Here is a 2,255-nt window from a genome sequence, read left to right as displayed (position 1 = left end):
GCTCGGCGCGAACACCGACAAGATCAGACGGTTTCGGCATGAGCGTTTACCGACGTTCGGGGTGGGCAAGGAGTTCAGCCGGCCTGTTTGGGGTTCGGTATTCCGACAGTTGATCGTCCAAGGCGCGATCGAGGTCGATCACGATCATTTCGGCGCGCTAAAGTTGACATCCGTCGGCGGCCAGATACTCCGCGGCAAAACAACGATCGCGTTCAGGCGGGATCAGGCGACCCGAACGGCGACCGCGGCCGTCGCAAAAAAGGCTGAGCGGATCGAACTTGGGAAGAGTGATGCCCAGCTGTTTGCGATGCTGAAGGCCGAGCGGGCTTATCTCGCCAAAACACAAAATCTGCCAGCCTATGTGATTTTCACCGATGAAACCCTCGCCGCAATTGCCAAGGCACGCCCCCACAGCCTGTCGGAATTGGAACCTATCCCTGGCATGGGTACCACGAAGATCGAGCGGTACGGCATGAACGTCATCGATGTTGTGATGGCGTTCGAGCAGCCTGACGATATCGGAGATTCGATGGAGTGAGCGATCGCACGTCGGCTGGAGGTGAGCCGGATGCTTCGTTAGTATAGCTTTTGCATCTACAAAAGGTTTCCCCAGGCGGAACCAGTATTATGTAGATGACCCCTTGATGTCGTTCGCGATTAGGCTTTGGATCAAGCACTATGCTGATCCATGTAGCCACGTAGGCGTTTGCGTCGGGCGAGGGAAGCCAGTGCATCAAGCGCGCTACCAAAATCCGGATAGGACTCCAGCCGAATTCGGCAGGTACGTCCAATCCGGCCCCAGCGACGCGCCAGGACAACGGTGCCGAACAAATCCGACTGGATTTCAATCTGATAGTAGCGGCGTTCATTCAACGCTGGTCGGATCCGGGTCAGGGTTACGCGCTCGGGAAACAAGAGCAACTGCACCGCGGCAGACTCCGGGTCCCGCACACGACGCCGTCGTGACAAGGGCCGATCGACGGTTCCGACCGGCGTTGATACAGGGCTACCGCGCGCCATTATGTGCAAATATATCAGGGATATGCGGAGAAAGTAACTCCTAAATTCATCCATGATCAGCGAAGTCTGAGGCGTGGGACAAGTGCGGGGAGGGGTAGGAAGGATCGTCCTCCCCGACCTTGCAGAGATGCTTGGGCATTGGCCTAGTCGCGGCCAAACCTGTTTGCTGGTGGCGTCGGCAAACGGGAAGCGTTCGGTTGTTGGGTAGCGACGCAGTTTGCACGCCGGCTCTTTCACGAACGGCGTGCTGAGGCGGGTGCGTTCGTGTCACAATCTCTAATTCTGATAAGCGGGTAGGGGTTTTGGGCGAAGTCACCTGTGCCGATGACGTACGTCGGACCATGAATTGGGCTACCGCGGTCCGGTGATCCCGGCAAACGGTGGGTCCTCGCCATGCTCGATCGCGCGGCAGGTACCGCGCGCTCTGTGCGTGGCTCTGGTCCCGCGATGCGCCCTCAAGCGGTCGCACGCGCGTTTGGCTGGATCACCGGCCAGCGGTTGCTCTGTGGTTATCGAGGCACGGAAATGCGGAACGGAGGGTCCGTTCGCTGTTGCTTCGATCCACGGAGCCACCAATGAACTCCCTCGATCACGACATTGAGGTTGACCAGCTCAGACGGCCGATCTCCTCATCCCGAGCGTTGATCATGTTCCGATCCGGCAACCGCCTCAATCTGCTCGATCCAGCGCCGAATGCATGGACCGACGCCGATCTAGCGACCGGTCTGTCGCGCACCTATCGCTGGGGCGGGCACTCCTGCTGGGATCTGCCGCTGTCTGTTGCCCAACACAGTCTCTCCGTGCTGGCGATACGCAAGCTGTTGGCGCCATCGCCACTATCGCCGGGTGAGGCGCTGCGCGAATTGCTTCACGATGGAACCGAGGCGTTGATCGGCGGGTTCGATCCGATCACCCCGCTGAAGCCGCATCTTGGAGAAGGCTATCTCCAGATCAACCGGCGTCTCCAGGCGGCATTGAACCAGCGCTACGATCTGCCGCCCTGGACGGTGGCCAGCCATCAACTCCACAAACATTCCGATCATCTCGCAGCCGCGAGCGAGGCGCTCCATGTCGTTGGCTGGCGCAAGGCGGCGCTGCGGCGCGATCTAGGCATCACGCTCAAACCGCTCGACCGAGATCCTCTCACGATCCCGCCAGGCATGGCGCCATGGGAGCCCTGGCCAGCGCATCTGGCGGCCGAACGGTTCGAAGAAGCGTTGCGTGACCTGCTCCGC

General features: G+C 60.0%; 3 protein-coding genes. 2 read left to right on the top strand and 1 reads right to left on the bottom strand.

Annotated elements, in window-relative coordinates; translation table 11 throughout:
- On the top strand, positions 1-538 hold a 538-nt coding region (locus B7X49_RS18580; RefSeq protein WP_286840622.1), incomplete at its 5' end, for an RQC domain-containing protein.
- Positions 539-669: 131 nt separating this feature from the next.
- Here B7X49_RS18580 and B7X49_RS18575 read toward each other — a convergent pair.
- Positions 670-927: a WGR domain-containing protein gene (locus B7X49_RS18575; RefSeq protein WP_265638441.1), complete on the bottom strand. Its 258-nt coding sequence runs from the start codon at positions 925-927 to the stop codon at positions 670-672.
- A 668-nt stretch (positions 928-1,595) separates the two neighbouring features.
- Between B7X49_RS18575 and B7X49_RS18570 the strand changes: the two genes are divergently transcribed.
- Positions 1,596-2,255 (top strand): hypothetical protein (locus B7X49_RS18570; protein ID WP_286840620.1); only part of this gene is annotated, 660 nt, incomplete at its 3' end.

It is taken from the genome of Acidiphilium sp. 34-64-41 (assembly GCF_002282635.1).
GTDB classification, from domain to species: Bacteria; Pseudomonadota; Alphaproteobacteria; order Acetobacterales; family Acetobacteraceae; genus Acidiphilium; species Acidiphilium rubrum.
The sequence above is the reverse complement of the archived record's forward strand: the minus strand, read 5'-3'. Positions and strand labels throughout refer to the sequence as shown.